This window comes from Pedobacter jeongneungensis (assembly GCF_000633455.1).
GTDB classification, from domain to species: Bacteria; Bacteroidota; Bacteroidia; order Sphingobacteriales; family Sphingobacteriaceae; genus Pedobacter; species Pedobacter jeongneungensis_A.
Genome location: NZ_AYMG01000008.1, coordinates 131722 through 155086 on the forward strand (window position 1 = coordinate 131722; position 23365 = coordinate 155086).

Below are 23365 nucleotides of genomic sequence, written 5' to 3' on the forward strand. Positions count from 1 at the left end.
TTAAAAATCAAATTTTACCCTTGCCCTTATTCCCCATTCCGAAACCTCAGGATTGTTGAGGTAATTGAAACGTCTTACCAGATCGACCCTTAATAGTTTAAAAATATTACCTACCCCAACACTGCCTTCCATATAGGGATCATTACCCAGTGCATAAGTTCTTTGTGAACCATTTTCATAAACCGGCAATTGATATAAACCTGATTGGAAATTCGGATTATTCTCGTTTCTCAAACCGCCATATAATGCTTTAAATGATACCACTTCCCTTAATTTCAAACGTTTGAGCAAAGGCACTTTGTTAAAAAAGAAACCATTAAAATTATGGTCTATATTGATGCTCACATAATGATCACTCACAAACTCAAGGAAGTTCATCAGGTTGTATGAGTTGAGCTGATAAGCATAAGTTTGGTTGGCACGGTGAATATCTAATAACGGGAAAGGCACTTTGCCGGCAATATAACTGCCCTCCAGGGTTACATCGCTATAACCCAGTTGCGATAAATAAAAGCGTTTATCGATACTTCCCAATAAGTTATGGTAATTGTATTCGCCACCCAAAACACCTTTTAAACCTGCGGTATAGCGTAAATTAAACACCGGATAACGATCGGCAATGGGCACACGGTATATTTTTCCCTGATAAAATTTTTCATTTGGTGCATACCTTAACTGTAGTGAAACTTCGCTGGTGGTTAAGCGGTTCACCAACTGATTATTTTCATTTAGGTAACTCAATCCGCCAGCCGGAGTCTGGCTCCATTTTTTAAAGCCCAGGTTATAAGAAAAGTGGTTTTCAAACTCCTTTACATAATCTAAACGATAGAAATCGTTGTAGAGCAACATATCGTTTACTCCTCTTTTAAAGGATAATAAAAAGTTATCTTCCTGCACAAACTGGAGTTCCTGCCCTGGGATTTTGGTATCGCGTTGAAAACTGGCCCTGATGTAATTCTGAGGAAACTCGTATATAGATTTATTGTTCAGCGAATAGGTACCCGAAAGGAAAAACTTCCATTTCTCATCTTTAATACCATAAGCCACGTAATTTTCGAAATAATAACGCTTGCTCAACTCGGGCGTTGTTCTTCCTCCCACACGCAACCTTAAACCTTCTACATTGTTAAAACTGTAAAAAGTATTTACCGGGCCGATTTCGTAAGGACCCAAATTCTGATAACCTGCAAATAAAAGGGTTACGATTTTCATCGTGCGTTTAAAAGAAGGCAGATTCTGCAAGGTATCGATGTTGCCGTAAATTTTCAGCTGGTTTTTGGAGATGGTATCTAGCCTGTTTTTATCCCAGAACTGGTCGTTTCTTTTAGCAGCATCGGCCAGTACCACGGTGCTTTTTCCCTGAAAAATAGTATCGGGCAAAGCCGTATCGAACTGGTAATTTTTAAAAGTAACCGTACGTTCGCCTGTAAAGCCTATACCTTTGGTTTTACCGATACCGAAATCGGCCAATAAATTACTTTTGCTTAAGCTGTATTTACCTTTATCGTTGGCTTCAAAATCAAGGTCGATTTTAAGTGCACGCACAAAGTTGAGGTTGATGTTCTTGTTTACCCCAAATGAAGCACCGGTAACGGCATAGTGATTATCATTGGTAACATAAATCTTTCCCTCGAACAGCATATCACCAGTATTACGGGGGGTGAAAGACAGTTCTATAATTTCAGGTTTCTGTGTTTTAATGGTATCGGTAATGAAAAACTTATAAAAAGAAGGTGCACCATCGGCAATAGGACTCAAAAATTCGTTACTGATGACCGAGATATTATTTTTATAGATATCAATGTCCTGGTACATCCGGTCAAAATAAGTTTTCAACCCTTTATTATCGATGTAACGGCTATCAAATTGAACCTGTTTTTCGCCAATTACAATGGTTTTATTCTTTTCGGGGTTTTTACTGAGGTAATTATCGGCCAGTTTTTCCTGAATGTATACCGGCAACAGGTTTTTTCCACCGATTAAAGTCGAATCCTGTTCCTGAAACAAAAACTGATAATTCCTGAACATTCTTTTGTTCTTAAATTTATCCGAAACATTGCTCAGGCTGAACAGCATCTTCTCATATTGCCTGAAAGATGCGGTATTATAACTTTTGATGCGATTTTCATCTTTATGGGCTATAACCTGACGGATAAGTTCGACAGCAGGGTTATCTTTATTGCGGTATCGTACTTTTTTGCCACCCACAACAATCACCTCATCCAGGGCCCTTGCATCAGGCACTAAGGCCACATCAAATTCCTGCGTAGCAGAAGGCACAACATTTTTGAAAACGGTTCGGTAACCCACGTAATTGAAACTTAGTTCGCTCTGCGGGTTAGGCGAAACGATTGTATATTTCCCATTTACGTCGGTCTGTGTACCAATTTGGGTATCCTTAAAAAAAACGGAGACATTGGGCAGTGTTTCTTTGGTTACGGCATCGCGCACGGTTCCGGAAACTACAGTTCTTTGGGCAAAAGCATGTACCTGTACCATAAGAGCGAGTAACGGAAATAAAAAAAACGAATAGATAGGTTTCATTTAACTTGAAAAAATAAACTGCCTTTGCATGATATAATTGTAGCTGATGCCGGTTAAAACCGAGCTCACTACTTTAGCGAGTACGTAATTGAGATTAAAAAAATGGGTAAAAATAAACACGCCCGCGGTAACGATGGCCAGGTTGCCCGCCCATACTAAAATGTACCTGAATACCTGTCCTTTCACTTCTTTCGACCGGCTTTGGAAGACCCATTTACGGTTGACAAAAAAATTAACCACTCCTCCCGAAATGGTCCCGATAATGCTTGCTGCCAGGTACCATAATCCAAAAAGATTTACGGCAATGATGGTGATACCAAAATCGGTTGCTGAAGCCATTAAGGAAGATGCCTGTGCTTTTAGGAAGGTAAGCATGTATCTAAAAAAAATCAAAAACCACCACCAGCTGAAGAAGAATATTCGCATAAATTCCTGCGAGTACGTCATCGGCCATTACGCCCCAACCGCCCGGAAGCTCTTCGAGTTTGCGGATATAAAAGGGTTTAAGGATGTCAAAAAACCTAAAAAGAACAAGTCCGATAAGGGTATATTGCCATTTTAAAGGCACAAATAACAGGGTAATGCACATTCCTGCCACTTCATCAATCACTACCCTGTTATGGTCTTTTCCCCAAATCTCTTCTACCCGATCGGCACTCATCACCCCAATCATCACGATCAGCATAGTGAAAAGCACCGGCCATAAATATGGGTTACTATAGGGGCTCTGGAAAAGGTGCCAGCAGATACAGGTTGCTATTGCAGCATAAGTACCTGCACCCTTGCCGATGTACCCAATTCCCAGAGCCGTTGAAAGAAATTTGTGGATAAACACTATACCGTTTCTATCAGTTCTTCTTCGTAATCCTGACCTAAATGCGTGATCAACTCTTCACCCATGATGTAGCGTAAGGTATTCTGAAGTTTCATTAATTGTTTAAAAATGTCGTTCTCTGCTGGTACGCCAGGGATCGTTTGTGGCGATTTTAAGTAGAATGATAACCATTCTTGTATGCCCGACATATTTGAACGTTTGGCCAGATCGATAAACAAAGCAAGATCCAATACAATCGGTGCAGCTAAAATAGAATCGCGGCAAAGGAAATTGATTTTGATCTGCATTTTATAGCCTAACCAACCAAAAATATCGATGTTATCCCAGCTTTCTTTGTTATCACCGTGAGGCGGATAATAGTTAATTCTGATTTTGTGGTACATATCGCCATATAAATCCGGGTTAACTTCTGGCTTAAAGATATCTTCCAGCACACCCAATTTGGATACTTCTTTGGTTTTAAAGTTATCCGGATCGTCGAGCACTAAACCATCTCGGTTACCTAAAATGTTATCAGAAAACCAACCGTTTACCCCTAATGAGCGTGCGGCTAAACCTGGTGCTAAAATGGTTTTCATTAAAGTCTGACCAGTTTTGAAATCTTTACCTGCAATTGGCGTATCGGTTTCTTTAGCCAGCTCAATTAATGCAGGAATATCTACGGTTAAGTTTGGCGCTCCGTTAGCGAATGGAATACCTAATTTTAATGCAGCATATGCATAAATCATACTTGGCGCAATGCGAAGATCGTTGTCTTTTAAACCTTGCTCAAATGCAGCAAGTGATTCGTGTACTTCTGATGGCTCGAAATAAATTTCGGTAGAACCGCACCATACTAATACAATACGGTCGCAGTTGTTTGCAGCTTTGAAGTTCTTAATATCTTCCATTACGGCTAAAGCCAGTTCGTAACGGTTATCGATATCTTTTACATATTTACCATCAAGATTTTTTACGTAGTTTCTATCGAAAGCGGCGCGCATCGGTTTAATGGCCTGTAACTCTTCACGCACATCGCGCAAAAGGTTGGCATCCAATACACGGGCGTTTAATGCAGCTTCGTACACGTTATCTTCGTACACATCCCAGCCACCGAATACTAAATCTTCCAGATTGGCTAAAGGTACAAAGTCCTTAATTTTTGGCTCTTTTTTTTCTGTTCTTTTACCCAAACGGATAGTACCCATCTGCGTTAACGAACCGATTGGTTTTGATATGCCTTTTTTAATGGCAGCAACTCCGGCAATCATGGTTGTAGCTACAGCGCCTAATCCTGGCATTAATATTCCCAGCTTACCTTCAGCTGCTTTTACTTGTTGTTTCATGCTAATTTTTATTTAAAATCTTATAACCAATTGTTTTTTCGGTACCAGTTAATGGTTTCATTTACGCCCTGTTCTAACCCGAACTGAGGAACAAAACCAAAATCGTTCTGAATATTTTTGATGTCACAGCCCCAGTTTAAGGCGGTGAGTTCTTTTATCTTATCTACATTTAAAGCAGGGATTTTATTAAATACGCCATATAAGCGCTCCATTCCCCAAGCCAGTCCTTTAATTAACGGTATCGGTACATTTACCATTACTGTTTTTTTGCCTAAGGCTTTACTTACATAATTTGCAAGCGATGACCGGTTGTAAACGGCCCCGTCTGATATATTGTAAGCTTTACCAACTACGTCAGATGCAAGTGCTTTGATGATTACCCCAGCCAGGTCAGTAGCGTATATAAAGCTCAATTCCTGTTCCTGCTTGCCGATATAAAGTTCCAGTCCAGCTTTAAGGGTTTTAATCAGTATGAAAATATCTTTTTCACGTGGGCCATAAACCGCCGTGGGCCTGAATATGATTAAGGGCAGATTAGGAACCTGTGCCAGATAGGTTTCTGCTAATGCTTTGCTAATGCCATATTGGGTTACCGGATTCGATGCACTCTTTTCCGTCAATCTTTCATTTTTCTGCTTTAAGGGGCCCAATGCCGCCAGACTGCTGATAAATATAAATTTCTGAATGTTGTGTGTTGATTTAGAGGCTGCTACTGCTAAATTCCTCGTATATGTTGCGTTGATCTTATTGTAATCGCCTAAACTTTTTGCCTTGGTTACTGCAGCGGCATGTACGATATAATCGTATTTTTTCTCTTCGATATTTTCTTTTAACAGGTAAATCGATTCGAAATCGAGATCTAGATAATTGATCTCAAAATCTTTAAGATGATCGGCAGTTGCATTATTACGCACATTGGCATATACTTCCAACCCATTGGCCAAAGCAGCTTTAATCAGGTGATAACCCACAAAACCAGTCGCCCCTGTAATCAAAACCCGCTTTTTCATATCGCTTTTTCTAAAATCCTGTATTTGCGGTACAGTTTTCCGCCAATATCTTCAATCGGTTTATTGATCAGGTCGTTATGGTCCAATGTCCAGCTTGCCTCTGCATATTTCATTTTTTTGGCTTCAAAATGTTTGATGATCCGGCCATATAAACAGGCTTCAATCCCCATTTTACGGTATCCATCAACCACACCTAACAATAAAATACGGATACCGTCGATTTTCTTTTTATTGGCCAAAAGTTTGATCAAACCTGTTGGAAATAACCTTCCACGTTTAATTTTGATCAGAATCTGGTTGATATCCGGGATGGCCAATGCAAAACCCACAATTTTACCATGTTGCTCTGCAAGGATGCAAAATTCAGGATCGAGGATCATTTTTAAATCGTTCGCTGTATAATCGAACTCTTTATCCGTCATTGGTACAAAACCCAGGTTTTTATCCCATGCTTTGTTGTACACCTCCCTTACCGCATTACATTCTTCCTTGAATTTCTTCATGTTGATTTTGCGAAGGATGATATCATTCCGTTGCAAACGCTCCTCTATCCTGCCCATCAGTTTCACCGACCGATCGCTATAGGTGCCAGCAGTATAACGGTAAGCCCTTAAATCAACATTTTTCCTGAAACCCATTTGCTCCAAAAGCGGCAGATAATATTGGGCATTGTATGGCATCATGGCCACTGGTGGACCGTCAAAACCTTCAATCAGCAGTCCACAAACTTCGTTGGTAGAAAAATTAACCGGTCCTAAAACTTTGGTCAATCCCCTTTCCTTTAACCATTCCTGTGCCGCCTCAAAAAGTTGTTTAGCTGCCGCTGCATCATTAATACAGTCGAAAAAGCCAAAGAAACCATCCTTCGATTCGTACACTTTATTGTGATTGGTATTGTTGATCGCTGCAATACGTCCTATCACCTTGCCTCCATCATAAAGCAAAAAAAGCTGAATTTCAGAGTGTTCGTAAAAAGGGTGTTTGCCTGGAGTAAGCAGATCGCGCTGTGCAATAAATAGTTCTGGCACATAGTTTACGTCGCCGGCATACAGCTCATGCGGAAAATCGACAAATGCCGCCAATGCTTTTTTATCAGAAACCTTGATCAGTTCTCTCATGATTGGCTTCCTACTAATTCTACGTTAACGGCCTTAAATGCAGCGCTTAATTGCTCAATGGCCGTTTCAATCTGTTCGAAGCTATGTGTTGCCATCAAAGAAAACCGGATTAAAGAGGAATCGGAAGGCACTGCCGGAGAAACCACCGGATTAACGAAAACACCATTCTGCTGAAGGATATTGGTGATCATAAAGGTTTTGGTATTATCGCGGATATAAACCGGAATAATCGGACTGTTGCTGTGCCCGATATCAAAACCTGCTTCAGTTAATAGTTTTTTAGCATAAGTGGTATTGTCCCAGAGTTTATCAATGCGCTCCGGCTCCGATTCGATAATATCCAGCGCAGCAATTACGCTCGCCACAGCCGATGGCGGCATACTGGCACTAAACATTAATGAGCGTGCACGGTGTTTAATGAATTCGATGGTTTCAGTACTACCGGCAATAAAACCGCCCAATGAGGCCAGCGATTTGCTAAAAGTGCCCATTATGAGGTCAACTTCTTCGTTCAGGTTAAAATGTGAAGCCGTTCCAGAACCATTAAAACCGATTACACCAAGACTATGTGCATCATCCATCATGATGTTTGCGCCAAACTCATTGGCAATTTCGACCATTTCGGGTAGGTTAACCAGATCACCTTCCATGCTGAAAATGCCATCAGAAACAATCAGTTTAGCAGCATCTTCAGGTAAACGGCTCAATTTCCGGCGGAGATCCTGCATATCGTTATGCGCATACTTAATGGTACGCGCAAAAGCCAAACGACTTCCATCAATGATAGAAGCATGGTCGTATTCATCAAGCAAAAGGTAATCATTACGATCAAGCAAACAGGATATTACTCCTAAATTTACCTGAAAACCGGTACTAAAAAGTACAGCCGCCTCTTTGCCAACATATTCGGCCAGTCGGCTTTCCAATTCTAAGTGAATATCTAACGAACCATTCAAAAACCTTGATCCGGCACAACCTGTACCATATTTTTCGATGGCTGCTTTAGCTGCTTCCTTTATTTTGGGATGATTGGTCAACCCCAAATAGGAGTTCGAGCCAAACATGAGTACCTTTTTTCCGTTGATCACCACCTCGGTATCCTGGGCAGATTCTATCGACCTGAAATAAGGATACAATCCCTTTTCCTTTATCATAGCTGCATCCTTAAAAGAGGCAATTCTATCTTGTAATTTTTTACGCATACTGAACGTTATTGTTCTTCAGTTTTTTAAACCCTGTTCTGAAAGTCTGGACTGCGTTACGATATTGCTGTTGAAACCGGAACCGACCCTACAGATTAAAGCCGCATTAACCAAACGATTTGATAACACAATTTTAACGCGGAATTGAAGCCTAAAAAAGGTTCAAACGTGGGATATATTGGTCAAAATGTAGGATTGGCAAATTGTGACATTCAGATGAATTGACCAATTGACATTCTGACTTTTATTATAAAATAGTAAAAAAGTTAAAAACAGCCTAAAACACATTAAAAACCACATAAATAGCTGTTTTTAAACCATATACAAAACATTAATTTATTAATCAAAAACATTAAAATCAATCAGAAATTAGTCATTTTAAAAATTTTAGCTTGCAAAAATGATCGCGAACACTACATTTGCCAGTACAAAATCCGACAGATAAAGGGCGAAATCCATCCGAAAAAAGATGGCTGGAATTGGTGTGTAAAAGATGATCGTATCTGTTAAGAAATTATTAAAAAACGCTGAACGATTTTATGCAACAGACTTTACTTAATAAAACTTTTTCAGAAAAAAATCATGAGGAAGCGCTTTCATTAAACGATGGCCTGATGGCGAAAATCCACAACAGCAATGATCCACATTATTGCAGCTCGGAGCCCTTCCGCGTATCGAGTTATGCCTTAATCCTGATTACTAAAGGTAAGCTCAACATTAAGATCAATTTTGAAGATTATGTACTCAACCACAGGGATATTTTGCTGGTTTTGCCTCACTCTGTTTATGAGATTATAGATAACAGCAGCGTTTCATTTATAAGCATCCATTTTAATAAAAGTTACCTCAAAAACAAGGGTGTATTTTTTAACAGCGGCGAAACATACCGGATGTCGAAAGATATTCAGTCACATAAATTTTCATTATCAAAAGAGGAATATAACTTTATCTATTACGATATGCTGGCGCTCCATAAGAAACTTAATGTTTCGAAAGATACTCCACAGATTAAAAATATAGTGCACAACAGCTTTCTGGAACTTCTTTATGATATTTTCCTCCTTAAAAACAAACAGAAAAATCCTACTCCGTTTGTTCATAACAGCCGCACGGAACTAACGAACCGGTTTTTAGCATTGGTATCGGAAAATTTCAAAAAAGAAAAACGGGTAATATATTATGCCAATTGCCTGCGCATTACGCCCAGACATTTATCGCAGGTAGTAAAACAGGTTACAGACAGAACGGCTGGAGAGATTATTGATGAAATGGTAATCAGGGAAGCCAAATTACTGTTAACCAGCCACGTAATGAATATCTCAGAAGTTGCGATAGAACTGCGCTTTAGCAATTCTTCGTTCTTTGGCAAATACTTTAAAAAACAGACAGGAGTTACTCCTTCTGAGTATAAAATGTCGAATAATATTGCGGTTTAGGTTAACTGATGAGAAGTTAGTGATTCCTGGGCATGCCGGAATTTCGAATTGCTTAGCGAACCAATTACCAAGGCATTAAGATCCCCAATCAAGTTGAGGATGACGTAACGAGTGAAGAAATCTAATATAAATTCGTCTTTCCCACGCAAGTGGGAATCTTAAAGCGTACTGCTTGGCATTAAGACCTCCAATCGAATTGGGATGACGAAATGAGTGAAGTAATCTAATATAAATTCGTCTTTCCCACGCAGGTGGGAATCTTAAAGCGTACTGCTAAGCGTTAAGATCCCCAATCGAATTGGGATGACGAACGAGTTAAGTAATCTAATATAAATTCGTCTTTCCCACGCAAGTGGGAATCTTAAAGCGTATTGCTAATCGTTAAGATCCCAATCGAATTGGGATGACGAATGAGTTAAGTAATCTAATATAAATTCGTCTTTCCCACGCAGGTGAGAATCTTAAAGCGTATTGCTAAGCGTTAAGATCCCCAATCGAATTGGGATGACGTAACGAGTGAAGTAATCTAATATAAATTCGTCTTTCCCACGCAGGTGGGAATCTTAAAGCGTACTGCTAAGCGTTAAGATCCCCAATCAAGTTGAGGATGACGAAACGAGTGAAGTAATCTAATATAAATTCGTCTTTCCCACGCAGGTGGGAATCTTAAAGCGTATTGCTAAGCGTTAAGATCCCCAATCGAATTGGGATGACGAACGAGTTAAGTAATCTAATATAAATTCGTCTTTCCCACGCAAGTGGGAATCTTAAAGCGTATTGCTAATCGTTAAGATCCCCAATCGAATTGGGATGACGTAACGAGTGAAGTAATCTAATATAAATTCGTCTTTCCCACGCAGGTGGGAATCTTAAAGCGTACTGCTAAGCGTTAAGATCCCCAATCAAGTTGAGGATGACGAAACGAGTGAAGTAATCTAATATAAATTCGTCTTTCCCACGCAGGTGGGAATCTTAAAGCGTACTGCTAAGCGTTAAGATCCCCAATCAAGTTGAGGATGACGAAACGAGTGAAGAGTTTTGCCCGATAAAATTATTAGTAAAAAATACTACGCTGAATGCTCTTTTTTAAATTGCTCTGGGGTTAAGCCTGTGTACTTTTTAAAGAATTTTGTAAAATACGAATTGTCATTAAAATTGAGTTCGTTGGCGATCTGAGAAATATTGACCTCACCACTCACTAAAAGGCGTTTAGCTTCGAGTAAAATACGTTCCCTGATTACTTCTCCTGCCTGTGTACCGATCAGTTCTTTACAGATGGCATTTAAATGATTTGGTGTAAGGTGGAGCATTTCGGCATAATCTTTAGGCAATCTTTTCAATAGATAATGCTCTTCAACGAGGTTCTGAAAACTGCGTAACACCACCATATTATGTGTTTGAAACTGTTTTGCTTGCATCGCCGGCGAATGCTCTTCAACCAGCATCAGCAATGATAGCAGCAATACTTTCTGAAAATCTATATTTTTATGTAAAGGATCATTTACCTGGGCATACAATTGCTTGCAGATTACCTCAGCGTCATTTCTAATTTCAGCTGGGAGCTCTTTTACGTTTGAATGATCGGTCCCGGTAAAAAAGGAAAAACTGTCCAGATAATCAGGTTTCAGTAAAAAAGACTGAAAAAAATCTCGTTCAAAATTCACGATATAACCATCAACCCCTGCATCGAATTCCCAGGTATGCACCTGGCCTGGCGACATAAAATAAATTTGCCAGGGTGCTACACTATAGGTATTAAAATCGATGGAATGGCTGCCTGTACCTGAAGTAAAAAGCACAAAATGATAGAACTTATGCCGGTGAGGGAAAACGAGATTACGGTGTTTATCCAAATAGTTCTGCAACCGGTCGACCAAAATATCAGCCCGTTTATTATCCGTTAGGGTGCAAGAATCTAAAATGGGTATGAGTTTTTTCATCGCAAATTTATTGCGAATCTACTCATTTAAGAAACCTGCTCAAACTTACTGGCTTGTTTTCGCATGATTTTCTACAATGCGTGAAGGATCGTAATGCAATCCAGGGGAAAGCCAATAAAGTAATACCATTCTTGAATAGCGGTAGTTAAACGGAGAAAGTATAGCTACACCCGCAAATATCGCTAAAACGAAATACCATAAATTTTCATATACGATATCAAGTCCCAAAATATATGCTCCTACACTTATCGAAATAATTTCGGCCACATTCATCGCATAACTCACAAACATCGAAACATAAAAATAACCTGGCTCGCGCTCAAATTTTAAAGCACATACACTACACACTTCGTTCATTCTTTGAATTTTCAATCCATATACTGCTCCGGTAAAAACCGAACCCATTCTGCATCTTGGACATTTAGAGTGAATAAAACCACTCCATTGCGATACAGTATGCTTTTCCTGACTTAATTTCAAATCTGAAAATCGATTATTGGTGCTGTTTTCCATAAAAAATATCGTTTATCAAAGGTAGAAACAAACAAACACATCTAATTGTGTCAATCAACTTATTAATGGTACTATTTACTTAATCAAATGCGAAGATGACAGATTTTGATTTGTAATTTTAATTACATACATTGTAGTATTAATACTAACAACTTTAATAACACCAACAAGTTTAAAATCACCCGATACAACTATATTTTTTCATTAAGAGCTTATATAGACAGGATTTATTATAAATAAAAAATACAAAACAGTAATTAAACAAATACAACAAATTAATATAAAGATTTCAACAGAATAGCCATTACCATCCTAATCAGATCAATTTTTAACCAAATATTAAATCCCTAATCAATTATTAACCAAATTATGAGAAAACAACTTAATTATTTAAAAAAAATGGCAGGCGCAATGCTGCTGTTTACTCTGCTGGTTTCATCCTGCAAAAAGAGCGAGAAAAACGAAACTGCTATCCCCAAAGATGAAACTGCAACACCAAGAGCCTTAACACTAGTGTGGCAGGATGAATTTGATGGCAATAGCTTAAATGCATCTAAATGGAATTATGAAAACGGAAACCTGGGTGTAAATAACGAAAAACAATATTATCAAACCAGTAATGTGAGTGTTAGCGGCGGCAACCTGATTATTACCGCCCGAAAGCAATCGGTAGGCGGCCAACCTTATACTTCGGGCAGGATTAACACCAACGGAAAATTCTCCATCAAATATGGCCGGATCGAAGCACGGATGAAACTGCCCATGGTTCAGGGTACCTGGCCTGCATTCTGGATGCTAGGCAGCAACATAGGAACTGTGGGATGGCCAAAATGCGGCGAAATAGACATTATGGAACATGTAAATACGAGTAATTCTATTTTAGGCACCATCCACTGGGACAATAATGGCTATGTTTATTATAGCAATAATACCACCACTACTCCCGGCGATTACCATGTTTATGCGGTAGAATGGACTTCGACCGGCATCAGATGGTATGTAGATGGTAATTTATATGCAACAGGCAACACCACCAATAACATCAATGGTACCGACGAATTTCATAAACCGTTTTTTATCATTTTTAATATGGCTGTCGGAGGAAACCTCGCCGGACAAACGATTAACGATGCTGCTTTGCCAACCAGTATGAATGTAGATTATGTGAGGGTGTATAATATTACTTAGTGATTTAAATAGTTCTAAGAAATAATAAAAAGAGACTGTAGCGTCGTGCCTATGATCAGTCTCTTTTTATTGTGATTATTTTCAACAAAAATTCTTCCACTAATTCTTTATTCGGAATAACTGATCGAAACAAATAAGTCTTTACCATTTTAAATGCCATCCTTCTGGTCTATCCTCAATGTCTAAAATGTCAAGTCCATTTATTACGGAAAAAAGTGGTTCATCGGGAAAGTTATTAATTCTTAATAAAATGATTTGATCATCTTGTTCTGTATATAAGAATCTCTCATTAGATGTATGCTTTTCCCATACTATATTAGTATTCAATAAAACTTCAAATTTCATCTTTTTTATTACTTAATAACATTCCACAATAAGAGCTAAAGCTAATGCCTTATTTTATCTTTTTCAATTTTATAGAGGAAAATATAAAAGAAAAATAATCGTAGCTCAATCGGTTAAAAAACATGTACAGAAATGACGATCTGGATTTACTAAACAAACAAGACAGGCAATTGCAATATGCATGTGTATTGTAAAATTAAGCTTTATCCATTCTTTTCTAATCCCGTTTTAATCCTAGTATAAAATTTATGTCAGGCTTTTAAAAAAATGGCATAATCTACCCTATTGATAAGTTAATCATTGTTTTCCCGCCATATATTTGTCTTACAGATGATGAATTACCTGAGAAAAAAATTGTGGAAAAACATTTTTGGCCTGTTGATACTAGGCCTGCTTGCAACGAAATTTTTTGCATTCTCTCTGGCTACATTCTTATCTCCTGATCATACCTATGCAATAGAAAAAAGTAGCGAGGAAAATAAAGGAAAAGAAGAAGAGTCTTTTGATAAACTAAAGAAAAAACTGTTGATCTGCGATTCATCACCGGCAGCATGTTTAAACTCTTTTCCGGCAGACCAATCTCCTGCTAATAAATACACCTATCACTTTGGCCTTTGCAATTTCCCGGCGAAGAATGTTCCCACCCCACCCCCTGATGCACTTTCTTAACAACGGCTGAGTAAACATTAAAAACGCCTTTAAACATGCTTTATGCTGTGTTAATGGAGATATTATAGACTCACAATTACACCACATTTATCCACCAGTTAAATTATTCCACACCACTGGGCCATAATTTATATCGCTGAATTAATTATTAATGAAAAATCATCACGCTGCCGGCGCCCGTTCGCCATGGCAAAGATTGGTGCTTATGCTTCACCTCGAACGCAAAACCATCAACTACATTTATGTTTATGCCATATTAATTGGCTTAATTGGTCTTTCGCTTCCGCTTGGAACAAGTGCCGTTTTCAACCTGCTCTCTAACGGAGCGATGTACAGTTCCACCTACATCCTAATTGCAGTCATTCTGGTTGGTATTGTTGTGGGTGGTTTACTGCTTATCGGTCAATTAACCCTGGTCGAATTTCTTGAGCAGAAGATTTTTACAAAGGCTGCCCTCGAATTTGCTTTCCGTTTGCCAAGAATTAAAAAGAAAGCACTTGAGGGAGAGAATCCTACTGAGCTTGTCAATCGTTTTTTTGATATCCTCACCATACAAAAAGGCTTGACCAAACTACTGGTTGATATCGTTGCCGCAGCCGTATTGATATTTTTTAGCGTAATACTGCTTTCTTTTTATCACCCCGTTTTTATGGCCTTTGGCACATTTGTGCTGATTGTAATCGCCTTGATCCTTGTTTTATATTACCGCCGTGGCGTAGAAACAAGTATTGAAGAATCGGGCTATAAATATGAAGTGGTTGCTTACCTTGAAGAAATCGCTTCAGATCTGGATACCTACAGACAGAGCAATACCAAGAGAAAAGAGATTATTGAACGGACGGATAAAATCACAGCAAACTACATACAGGCCCGTAACGACCATTTCGGCATTTTGAAAAAGTTTTTCATCAGTGCGGTGGCCATGCGTACCATATTGATGGGCGCACTATTGCTTTTAGGCTCTTATTTTGTTGTAGAGCGACAAATGACTTTTGGACAGTTTGTAGCCGCTGAGGTAATTATCGTGCAGATCAGCTATGCCATTGAAAAACTGATGACCAACCTGAATACCGTGTTTGACATGATTACGGGAAGCGAAAAGCTTGCTATAGTAACCGACCTGGAGTTGGAGGAAGGAGAAATTAACCATGGCTAACACAGGAAACAACTTGGCTCAACTCCAAAACTGGGAATCACTTTCGGTACACGCCAACAGTAAAATTATAAATGCCAAAGGTCCGAAAAGACTGGGTAGAATCCTACTGTTTATCATGGCGTTTTTTGTGCTATTGTTATTCCTTCCCTACCGCCAAACCATACCCGGACGCGGCACCGTAACTGCACTTAGGCCTGAAGATCGGCCTCAAACGGTACAGAACCAGATTGGTGGACGTATTGAGCATTGGGCCGTGCGGGAAGGACAGGAAGTGAAAAAAGGCGATACCATACTCTTGATTTCGGAAACCAGCCAATCTTATTTTGACCCTGAACTCCCTACACGCCTAAACGAGCAACTCGATGCCAAAAGAGGCAATGAGACCGCTGCGGGACAGAAAATAGACGCAACAAGGGCGCAAATGAAAGCACTTACCGATGGCTTGCATTTTCAGATGAAAGCGGCCGAAAACAAAGTATTACAAGCCAGAAACTATGTAAGCATCGATAGTGCGGAACTATTGGCAGTCCAAAAATTTTATGAAACCACAAAAGTGCGTTTAGAAAGGTATGAAACGGGTTACAAAAACGGGCTTTTCTCGCTAACTGATATTGAAACGCGCCGACTTAAACTACAGGAAGATAACGCCAAAGTGATCAGTCAGCGGAATAAATTGAATAACTCTGCACAGAACTTATTAAATGCTTCCATTGAGCTCGATAATATCAGGGCAAAATACCAGGAATCGATGTCAAAAGCACAATCAGATATGAGTTCGGCCATATCCGGCAAGGCTAGTGCACAGGGAGATATTGCAAAATTACGTAATGATATTTCAAACCTCAGCATCAGGCGTGGCCTCTATGTGGTGAGGGCACCTCAAAGTGGCTTCATCGTTAAAACCTTAAAAGCAGGTATCGGCGAGAACATCAAAGAAGGAGAATCGGTAGCTACATTGCAGCCAAAATCGCCAATGGTTGCTGCAGAACTTTATGTAAGTGCAATGGATGTTCCTTTAATATTAGACACCAGCGATGTGCGTTTGCAATTTGAAGGTTGGCCATCAGTACAGTTTTCAGGATGGCCCTCGGTAGCAGTAGGTACTTTTGCAGGCAAAGTATTTTCCATCGACCGCACCAGCAGTACAGGAGGAAAATACCGTCTTTTAGTTAGCCAAACCAATCCAGTCCCAACTAAAGATGAACCCTGGCCACCTCAATTAAGACAGGGCTCAGGCGTTTATGGAAGGATTATCCTTCGATCGGTACCCCTTTGGTATGAAATATGGCGCCAATTGAACGGTTTTCCGCCAAGTTTGGATAAGGAACCTTCAACGAACACGAAAGACAAAAAATAGCTATGGAGGTTGTAAAATGAATATGTCTTTTAAAAAAATATTAATTGTACTCGTCTTAATATTGCTATCTGTTAGGATGAGCTTTGCACAAGATCCTGTTGCAAGAAAAAATATAGATAGCGGAAAAATTTTCAGCCTTGAAGACCTGCAACAAATGGTTTTCAGGTATCATCCGGTGATCAAACAGGCTGCACTATTGAGTGAATCTGCAAGGGCAAAAGTATTGCAGTCATTAGGTTATTTTGATCCGGCATTAAAGGCGGGTTTCAGCAGAAAATTATTTGGTGATACCGAATATTATAACAAATGGAACAGTGAATTGAAAATTCCGCTTTGGCTTGCCGGAGCAGATCTTAAATTGGGCTACGACCGCAATGTGGGCAACTACATCAATCCCGAAAACCGAACTGGCCAGCAGGGTTTAACTGCCATCGGTTTGAGTATTCCTTTAGGACAGGGACTAATTATCGATGCACGGAGAAGTACCCTCCGCCAATCTAAAATAATGGTTGAATATGCAGAGGCTGATCAGCTGAAAGAAATCAATGGCGTTTGGTATGGAATAGTGAAGGACTATTGGAACTGGTATTATGCCCACAAACAATTTGAACTGGTAAACGAAGGACTGGACCTGGCACAACGCAGGTTCAAAGCGCTGAGTGCACAAACGCTAATTGGCGACAAACCCGTTATCGATTCTGTTGAGGCCTACATTACGGTACAGGAACGGATGATACAAAAGGAAAAAACGGCTATTGAGCTTCAAAATGCCAGGCTGATCCTCTCTAACCACCTTTGGAATAACGAAGGCAACCCGTTGGAGCTACCAGTTGAAGCTATTCCACAAAATACAACTTTAGCCATTGGTCGCCCTAATCCCTTATTATTGGATACACTTTTGGGCCAGGCGGCTAATCAACATCCTGAACTTTTAAAACTGAAAAGCAAAGGTGAACAACTGGCGATTGAGAAAAGTTACCGTCAGGAACTGTTAAAACCTAAGCTCAATTTAATTGGTAACCTGATTTCGAACCGTACCGGTTTTAACAGCAATGTACCCGGATATTACGATTTTAACTGGAGCAATTATAAGTTCGGTATAGAGTTCGCTTTTCCACTTTTCCTTCGATCAGAACGTGGCAAACTGCGTGAAGTGAAGATCAAACAATTGGAGCTTGATTATGACATTAAGCAATATGGAAGAGCAATCAGGAACAATGTAATTACTTCATATAACGATCTCTCCGCTTATGCTGCACAGCTCGCTGTACAGGTTAAAAGCATCGAAAACCAGCAGATCCTGGTAAATGGAGAGAACCAGAAGTTTGGCCTGGGCGAAAGCACGCTTTTTTTAATCAATAGTAGGGAAACTAAACTGATAGACATGAAAATTAAGCAGGAAAGTATGGTAGCGGGTTACCAGAAAACACTGGCAGAATTGTATTATAAAGCAGGAACAAGAGAAATAATGAATTAAATATCTTAAAAAAAGATGTTTGATATACGAAAATAGGCTGTCTTAAAATGGACAGCCTATTTAATTGCGTTTTAGCCTATGTATACCTGAAACATGCGTGAGTAAACAAAATAACGAGTCCAGCTTAACGGTTATAATCCGGATCAAATTCTATAATCCATTCAATGCCATATTTATCTCTGAACATTCCGGCATAGGTACCCCATGGACTTTCGCCAATTGGCCCTTCTACTTCTCCGCCTCCTGACAATCCGTTAAATATTTTCTCTGCTTCTTCCCTGCTTTCGGCATTTACATATATTTTAGACCGGTTTTCATTCTCGCTTACCGGTCCTAAAACCCCGGGAACATCATTAGCTATTAACACATTGTTTTTGCCAAGTGGCAGGCCGATATACATAATTTTATTGGCCTCATCGTTGGCGACCTGAAAATCGGGGCCTGATAAATCTTTAAAACGGATAATTTTGGTAAACTCGCCACCAAAAACAGATCTGTAAAAATTGAACGCTTCTTCGGCATTGCCATTAAAATTGATCCAGGGATTAATTGCTCTCATGGTATATATTTTTTAAACTAAATTAATCATTGGAAGCCAGATTTTTATAATGTAGTTTATCAGTCTTGTCAATATCCTTTTAAAAACAAAAAGGAGCAGAAAGACAATGCTTTCTACTCCTTTTAGCTAACTAATAATTTGGCAACCTGTGTTATATCAGGAAGCCTTTTATATTAATATCCGGGATTATTCGGTTTAATATTTGGATTGGCATCTGCTTCCCTTTGTGGAATAGGATAAAGTTGTTTGTTATCGCTAATTGCAATATTCGAACTACTGTTATTATTTAACGCTCCTGTAATCTGAGGGCGTACAGTAACGATACCGTTCCTAAAATTATCCTGCCATTGGTGGCCTTCAAAAGCAAATTCGAAGTTTTTCTCGGTTAAAACATTTGCAAGAGTTGGTGTACCGGTATAGGCAGGCAATCCCCTCATGGTACGTACCGAAGAAAGATCGTCAGCTGGGGCAGCACCTGTAGCGGTATTTAGCTTCACATTGGCTTCTGCCCGGATAAAATACATTTCTGATAAACGTAAAATTTTAGGGCTGTACAATCCCGGAATATTATCCTGTCTGTAAAATTTAGTGGTAATGTAATCATCAGTGGTTGCATCGGTTTTAATCACCTGTGTTTTACGCACGTCAGCATCTGCATAACTATTCCTAAAAGCAGGATTTACACGAATATCTCCATAACCACCAAGCTCGCTTACATATAACTGACCATAATTATCAGAACCCAAATCCTGGAACTGGGAAATTTTTGCTGTAAAAATCTCTTCATTCTGCCCCGGGTTGGCCCAGAATATCGTACCGGCATAGCTTGATGCGGTGGTCATCGTGTAACCTGCGTTAATCACAGTGGTGGCCTCTGCAATGGCTAAAGCATTACTTGCTGCGTCACCTTTATACAGGTAAACCCGTGCAAGTAAAGCTGAAGCGGCAAATCTTGATGCCCTGAATTTATTGACAATATCAGTTGGTAAATTTGGTTTTGCTTCGGTAAGGTCCTTAATTACCTGAGCATAAACCTCTGCCACTGTATTGCGTTTTGGTTGGGTAATACCAGGGTTTAGTATAAGTGGTACACTTAAAGAAGCACCATTATTAACCGGATATGGCTGGCCAAAAATACGCGTTAAATCAAAATAGGCCAATGCCCTTACAAATTTTGCCTCCGCAATAAGCTGCGCCTTGTCTTCAGGCGTACCATCAGTTACAATGCCAGATCTGGTGATCACATTATTTGCCCTTGCAATTGCCTTGTAAATTGTATTCCAGGTACTTGCAACATCTGCATTGGCTACTGTAAAATTATATTGATACGGGGCAGTTAAACGGTTTGAATTAGCTGAAGCAATAAACATATTTGAACCTCTTAATTCAAGCATGGTAGGATAATTTCTTCCATACCAGTTTAAATCCACTATGGTGTTATAACAGCCAATGGTTGCAGCCTGTAAAGTCTGAAAATCGGTAATGGCGGTTTCATCAAGTAATGCACCGTCTGGTTGTTGGTTAAGCTCTTTCTTGCAAGAGCTCATGAAGGCACTTCCAATAAAAAGGAAAAGTGCTATGATATATATTTTTTTCATGATATTCTTAGTTAAAGTGCTTTAAAATGTTGCGTTTAAACCAAAAGTGTAGATTTTTCCTACGGGATATTTAAAAAACTCAGTTCCAGACGCATCCGTTTCAGGGTCTACTCCGGTATACCCTGTCCACGTTACAAGGTTTTCTCCCTGTCCGAAAAATGTTATTTTTTTAATACCGGTTTTGCCAAGGATGCTCGATGGCAATGAATAGGAAAGCCTAACATTTTTTAAGCGTAAATAATCGCCCTTTTCTAAATATCTCGACGAAGGGGATGACTCATTTTTATTTCCACCTGCAATTGGCTTTGGTCTTGAAACGTTATCACCAGGTTTCTGCCAAAAATCTTCACCTGCCTGCACAGAGTGGCTAAAACCACTGTTGATATAAGCTGTATTTTCTACAAAACTACGGGTCTGGTTATAAATCATATTTCCTGTAGCACCATAAAACAAGAATGAAAGTTCCAGGTCTTTATAACTAACAATGTTGGTTAAACCGAAAGTATATTTAGGTAAAGCCTGACCAATAATCCGGCGTTCTGCAAGATTGTAATTGTTGGTTGTAGTTCCATCAGCCTTAAACCATAATGGATCACCATTGGCCGGATCAACACCTGCCCATTCTCTCATGTACCAGGAGCCTACAGGAAAACCAACCCTGGTAATATTTTGGCCTATTACCAGATCCTGACCATCCTTGGTTTCATTTACCCTGTTTTTACTAAAGGAAACGTTAAAATTGGTTTTCCAGTTTACTGCTCCTTCAAGGTTGACTGTGTTAAGCGCAAGTTCAAAACCCCTGTTCTGCACCTGGCCAATATTTACCGGCATGGTAATAAAACCGCTGGTTGAAGATATTGGCAGGGAGAATAACTGTTGGTTTGTTTTTTTGCTATAATAATCAGCTTCAAGTGAAATGCGGTTGTTTAAAAAACCAAGTTCTAAACCTAAATCAAAACTCTTTGTTTTTTCCCAACGCAAATCATCATTACCCAGTTGAAAAGGTGCTAACCCCGGGTTATCATTGTAATTTACAGGCGTCCACAAAGTATAGGAAACGAAATCAAGCAGACCACTTAAATTACCTGATGTACCATAACTTGCACGTAGTTTTGCATTCGACAAAACCTTCTGCTCTTTCATAAAATCCTCGTTGATAATTCTCCATGCACCACCTACAGCGTAAAAAGTTTCGGCTTTATTGTTTTTAAAATTTGAAGCTTCATCACGGCGTAAACTCACATTCAGGTTATATTTCGATTGGTAAGAATAGGTAGCATTACCAATGTAAGATAAAATGGCCTGTGTTGAAGAACTACCACCAACACTTACTGGCAATATTGCAGCGTTCAGCGACCGGAAACGATCATTTGCAATAATCGACTTTCCATTTGCACTAACTCCCGCATTTTCTTTAAAGGAATACTCCAGCATGGCCAGGTAAGTTAAAGAGTGATCAGCGTTTGGTGCATAACTTCCAGACAAAGAGGTTTGCGTAGTATATAACTTGTTATCAATAGCAGAATCAAATAATGATCCATTCTGACCAAAACCATCAGAGGTACGCGCATCCTGATACAACTTTTGTTTTGCATTGATCCAGTCTACTGACAGGTTTTCTGATAATTTTAACCAATCAAAAATCTTCAAATCACCATATAAGCGACCCAGCGTCCTGAAGTTTTTATTGCTGTTAAAATTATATTGTGTATTGTATAAAAAGTTATCTCCTGTCAATCCAAACCAGCCTGATTCCCTACCGTTATATAATGAACCATCCGGTTTGTAAGGCGATTGAATCGGTGCTGTGGCAATATAACCTAAAATAGGGCTTCCATAACGGCTTCCATCCGCAGAAGTCAACCCATCAGAATAAGAGAGGTTTAAGTTTAAACCCATCGTAAAGCGGCTGTTTATTTTCTGTTCGATGTTCGACAAAAGGGAATATTTTTTGATCCCGGAACCAATCAGCGTACCATCTAATTTGCCTATACCACTTGAGAAATAGTATTTTGTACCTTCATTTCCACCACGGGCAGAGATATCAAAATTTGAAGATGTACCCGTCCTGAAGGCCGCATCCATCCAGTTAAAGTTGGAATTTCCACCTGCAGCAGTTAAACTACCTGGTATATCAGCATCATCAACTCCAGCATTACTCAAACCTATTTTTTCATAAGCTAAAAACTGACTGGCATCCATTAGCTTAAAATTGCCAAAATTGGCTTTGGTTTTTCCATACTGCGCTCTTACATTAAATTCAGGTGCGCCAATTTTTCCTTTTTTGGTAGTGATTACAATTACACCATTGGCTCCGCGTGCACCATATAATGCGATGGCAGATGCATCCTTTAAAACGTCAAAACTCTCAATATCATTGGGATTTAGATTGGAAAGGATATCTGTCGGGGTTACCTGGTTGCTCGCCTGTAAATCACTGTTGGTATCGGTATTAAAATCACCTCTGGCCACAACAACACCATCAATAACATATAATGGGTTATTACCTGATGAAATAGAGTTGATACCTCGGATACGTACAGATTGTACTGCTCCCGGCTGACCTGAGCCTGAAGTTACCACTACACCGGTAACACGGCCTTTTAAAAGCTCATTAGGATCGGCAACAGGTGTATCCTTAAACTGATCTGCAGATACCTTAGAAATTGCGCTCGTTGCATCTTTTTTATTCTGTACAGTATAACCGGTAACCACCACATCGCTTAAAGACTTAGAGTCGGGAACCAGTACAATGTTAAGCGGGCCAGCACCCGAAACGGCCCTACTCTGCGTAGTGTAACCAATAAAAGAAAATTCTAAAGTTGAAGAAGAAGAAGGAAGGCTGATAGAAAATTTTCCGTTAGCATCGGTACTTACACCGATCTGCGTTCCTTTTACTTTTACGTTAACTCCGGGGATAGGCGATTTGTCATCCTGTGAAGTAACTGTGCCCGTGATTGTCCTTTCCTGTGCCATTACCGATATGGTAAAAAACAACAGTATGAACAAACTTTGTAAGCGTTTTTTCATAGTTTTTTAAGATTAGATGATTAATTATTATATGGCTACAAATATACTGTCCCCTAATATTTC

At 39.4% G+C, this 23365-nt stretch carries 19 protein-coding genes; 6 read left to right on the forward strand and 13 right to left on the reverse strand.

Going from position 1 to position 23365, the window contains the following annotated elements:
• The 7 genes from U859_RS0107000 to spt are packed head-to-tail and all read right to left on the reverse strand — an operon-like array spanning position 1 to position 8034.
• Positions 1-2544, reverse strand: coding sequence for a DUF5686 and carboxypeptidase-like regulatory domain-containing protein (locus U859_RS0107000; RefSeq protein ID WP_025142702.1), 2544 nt, complete (start codon positions 2542-2544; stop codon positions 1-3).
• On the reverse strand, positions 2545-2919 hold the full coding sequence (locus U859_RS0107005) for a GtrA family protein (protein ID WP_025142703.1): 375 nt from the start codon (positions 2917-2919) through the stop codon (positions 2545-2547). It lies immediately after the preceding gene.
• 4 nt (positions 2920-2923) lie between these two features.
• Positions 2924-3379 (reverse strand): phosphatidylglycerophosphatase A, encoded by a 456-nt coding sequence (locus U859_RS0107010; RefSeq protein ID WP_240183024.1) that lies wholly within the window; start codon positions 3377-3379, stop codon positions 2924-2926.
• On the reverse strand, positions 3379-4704 hold the full coding sequence (locus tag U859_RS0107015; protein ID WP_025142705.1) for an inositol-3-phosphate synthase: 1326 nt from the start codon (positions 4702-4704) through the stop codon (positions 3379-3381). Before U859_RS0107015 ends, U859_RS0107010 begins: the two co-directional genes overlap by 1 nt.
• Before the next feature lie 20 nt (positions 4705-4724).
• A complete protein-coding gene (locus tag U859_RS0107020; protein WP_025142706.1) occupies positions 4725-5714 on the reverse strand; it encodes an NAD-dependent epimerase/dehydratase family protein in 990 nt (329 codons plus the stop codon).
• Complete coding sequence (locus U859_RS0107025) at positions 5711-6832, reverse strand: hypothetical protein (RefSeq protein ID WP_025142707.1); 1122 nt, start codon at positions 6830-6832, stop codon at positions 5711-5713. The genes U859_RS0107020 and U859_RS0107025 overlap by 4 nt, the downstream gene beginning before the upstream one ends.
• A complete protein-coding gene (gene spt / locus U859_RS0107030; protein WP_025142708.1) occupies positions 6829-8034 on the reverse strand; it encodes a serine palmitoyltransferase in 1206 nt (401 codons plus the stop codon). The genes U859_RS0107025 and spt overlap by 4 nt, the downstream gene beginning before the upstream one ends.
• Positions 8035-8573: 539 nt before the next feature.
• Between spt and U859_RS30955 the strand changes: the two genes are divergently transcribed.
• On the forward strand, positions 8574-9470 hold the full coding sequence (locus U859_RS30955) for an AraC family transcriptional regulator (protein WP_025142709.1): 897 nt from the start codon (positions 8574-8576) through the stop codon (positions 9468-9470).
• A 1067-nt stretch (positions 9471-10537) separates the two neighbouring features.
• Here U859_RS30955 and U859_RS0107040 read toward each other — a convergent pair.
• Positions 10538-11410 (reverse strand): helix-turn-helix domain-containing protein, encoded by an 873-nt coding sequence (locus tag U859_RS0107040; protein ID WP_025142710.1) that lies wholly within the window; start codon positions 11408-11410, stop codon positions 10538-10540.
• A gap of 45 nt (positions 11411-11455) precedes the next feature.
• Positions 11456-11923, reverse strand: coding sequence for a hypothetical protein (locus U859_RS0107045; RefSeq protein WP_025142711.1), 468 nt, complete (start codon positions 11921-11923; stop codon positions 11456-11458).
• A gap of 369 nt (positions 11924-12292) precedes the next feature.
• Between U859_RS0107045 and U859_RS0107050 the strand changes: the two genes are divergently transcribed.
• Entirely contained in the window at positions 12293-13111 is an 819-nt protein-coding gene (locus U859_RS0107050; protein ID WP_025142712.1) for a family 16 glycosylhydrolase, read from the forward strand.
• A gap of 141 nt (positions 13112-13252) precedes the next feature.
• On the opposite strand, the gene U859_RS0107055 is transcribed toward U859_RS0107050, so the two are convergent.
• Positions 13253-13456 carry a hypothetical protein gene (locus tag U859_RS0107055; protein WP_025142713.1) on the reverse strand — a complete coding sequence of 68 codons (204 nt, stop codon included), beginning with the start codon at positions 13454-13456 and terminating at the stop codon, positions 13253-13255.
• 330 nt (positions 13457-13786) lie between these two features.
• On the opposite strand from U859_RS0107055, the gene U859_RS0107060 reads away from it, so the two are divergent.
• The 4 genes from U859_RS0107060 (at position 13787) to U859_RS0107075 (ending at position 18115) form a co-directional block, all read left to right on the forward strand.
• Positions 13787-14125, forward strand: a complete 339-nt coding sequence (locus U859_RS0107060) for a hypothetical protein (protein ID WP_162799888.1) — start codon at positions 13787-13789, stop codon at positions 14123-14125.
• A gap of 151 nt (positions 14126-14276) precedes the next feature.
• Positions 14277-15281, forward strand: coding sequence for an ABC transporter transmembrane domain-containing protein (locus tag U859_RS0107065; RefSeq protein WP_025142715.1), 1005 nt, complete (start codon positions 14277-14279; stop codon positions 15279-15281).
• Entirely contained in the window at positions 15274-16638 is a 1365-nt protein-coding gene (locus tag U859_RS0107070) for an HlyD family secretion protein (RefSeq protein ID WP_025142716.1), read from the forward strand. The genes U859_RS0107065 and U859_RS0107070 overlap by 8 nt, the downstream gene beginning before the upstream one ends.
• 76 nt (positions 16639-16714) lie before the next feature.
• On the forward strand, positions 16715-18115 hold the full coding sequence (locus tag U859_RS0107075; protein WP_240183025.1) for a TolC family protein: 1401 nt from the start codon (positions 16715-16717) through the stop codon (positions 18113-18115).
• Between the two features lie 124 nt (positions 18116-18239).
• Here U859_RS0107075 and U859_RS0107080 read toward each other — a convergent pair whose 3' ends face one another.
• The 3 genes from U859_RS0107080 to U859_RS0107090 all read right to left on the reverse strand — a co-directional run bounded on the left by U859_RS0107080 (position 18240) and on the right by U859_RS0107090 (position 23302).
• Positions 18240-18674: a VOC family protein gene (locus tag U859_RS0107080; protein WP_025142718.1), complete on the reverse strand. Its 435-nt coding sequence runs from the start codon at positions 18672-18674 to the stop codon at positions 18240-18242.
• A gap of 173 nt (positions 18675-18847) precedes the next feature.
• Positions 18848-20272 (reverse strand): RagB/SusD family nutrient uptake outer membrane protein, encoded by a 1425-nt coding sequence (locus U859_RS0107085; RefSeq protein WP_025142719.1) that lies wholly within the window; start codon positions 20270-20272, stop codon positions 18848-18850.
• Between the two features lie 21 nt (positions 20273-20293).
• Positions 20294-23302, reverse strand: a complete 3009-nt coding sequence (locus U859_RS0107090) for a SusC/RagA family TonB-linked outer membrane protein (protein ID WP_025142720.1) — start codon at positions 23300-23302, stop codon at positions 20294-20296.
• Positions 23303-23365: the final 63 nt, after the last annotated feature.